General features: G+C 42.2%; 1 protein-coding gene. It reads left to right on the forward strand.

The annotated features are described in order from the left end of the window. Window positions 1-1,764 (forward strand): DUF11 domain-containing protein (locus tag JMA43_RS13895; RefSeq protein ID WP_342157312.1); only part of this gene is annotated, 1,764 nt, incomplete at both ends.

The following is a 1,764-nucleotide window of genomic DNA, read 5'->3' on the forward strand; positions in this document are numbered from 1 at the left end:
CAGGTCAAGCAGTTTGTGATGGTGTAGGAAGCACGAGTTATACAGTAAGTTATACCAAAGATGACATTTCTACATTGGTAGTTACTGGTGGAACGGATAATGGAGATGGTACAGTAACAGGAGCTGTCGGCACAGCGATTGTTCTTACAGCAACTAGTGGAGATTGTGAAACAATCATCACGGTAGCGAGTCCAGCTAATTGTGATGATCCTTGTGGCATGCCACAAATGAGTATTGGCGGAACCACATGTTCAGACGATCAAACAACATACAGTGTAAGTTTTGTAGCGAGTACAGGCGCTACTGTAACAGCAGACCAAGGAACTGTAGACACCGCTACGAATATGATTACCGATATTCCAGTAGGAATGGATGTAACCATCACCTCTTCTTTTGATGGATGTGATGTGCAAACAGTAACAATTACCGCACCTGAATGTCCAGAATTATGTCAAGAACCAATTTTAACGGTCGGTGATTTAAGTTGTGATGCTACAGGCTATACGGTAAGCTTTATCAGCAATGGTGAAGCGGTTACAGCCAGTGCAGGAGTTGTAGATATGGCAACAAGCACGGTAAGTGGTGTTCCATTTGGTACGGAGTTAACAATTACTGCTACCAGTGGTACAAGTTGTATAACTACGCAAAGTGTAAGTATTCCAGCGACTTGCCCAACGGATTGTGTACAACCAAGCTTAACTGTAGGTCAAGCAGTTTGTGATGGTGTAGGTGCAACAAGCTATACAGTAAGTTATACGAAAGATGCTAATTCTACATTGGTAGTTACTGGTGGAACGGATAATGGAGATGGCACGGTAACAGGAGCTATCGGTACAGCGATTGTTCTTACAGCGACCAGTGGAGATTGTGAAACAATTATCACCGTAGCGAGTCCAGATAGTTGTGATGATCCTTGTGGCATGCCACAAATGAGTATCGGAGGAACGACATGTTCAGACGATCAAACGACATACAGTGTGAGTTTTGTAGCGAGTACAGGTGCTACTGTAACAGCAGACCAAGGAACTGTAGGTACGAATATGATTACCGATATTCCAACAGGAACAGATGTAACAATTACTACCTTATCAAGTAATGGTTGTATAGCTCAAATAGCTGTTTTAAGAGCACCAAATTGTTCAACTTCATCAATCCAACTTTATAAAGACGGAGTTTATGTAGATGCAAATGGTGATGGTTTGGTTAATGTAGGAGATTCTATTGAATATACATTTACAGTGATCAATACAGGAGACACAGTGATTTCAAACATCACAATTACTGATGCAAATGTAGCAGTGATGGGAGGTCCTATTGCTACGTTAGCTGTTGGGGCGACAGACGATACAACCTTCTCGGCTATGTATGCCATTACAGAAGAGGATATTGATGCAGGAGGTGTTTATAACTTGGCAATTGCTAAAGGAACAGATTCTGACGGAAAAGATGTTGAAGATACTTCTGAAGATCCAACGCCAGTAGACCCTACAGATCCGAACAATCCACCTGTAGATCCTACGTGTCCAGATTGTACAGTAACTCCACTTCCAACTGATCCAGATCCTGCTCCAGAAGATGATGAAACTGACATAGCAGTGACTAAAACGGTTGATGTTTCAACGGCATTTGTGGGTGAAGAAGTAGTCTTTACGATCACAGTTAGCAACCTAGGGCTTATTGAAGCTACTAATGTAGTTGTTACTGACGAACTTCCATCAGGATATCGTTTTGTGGAGAGCTCAGTAAGTAAAGGAAGTTACGACG

The sequence above is a fragment of the Joostella sp. CR20 genome, assembly GCF_038433465.1.
Taxonomy (GTDB): domain Bacteria; phylum Bacteroidota; class Bacteroidia; order Flavobacteriales; family Flavobacteriaceae; genus Galbibacter.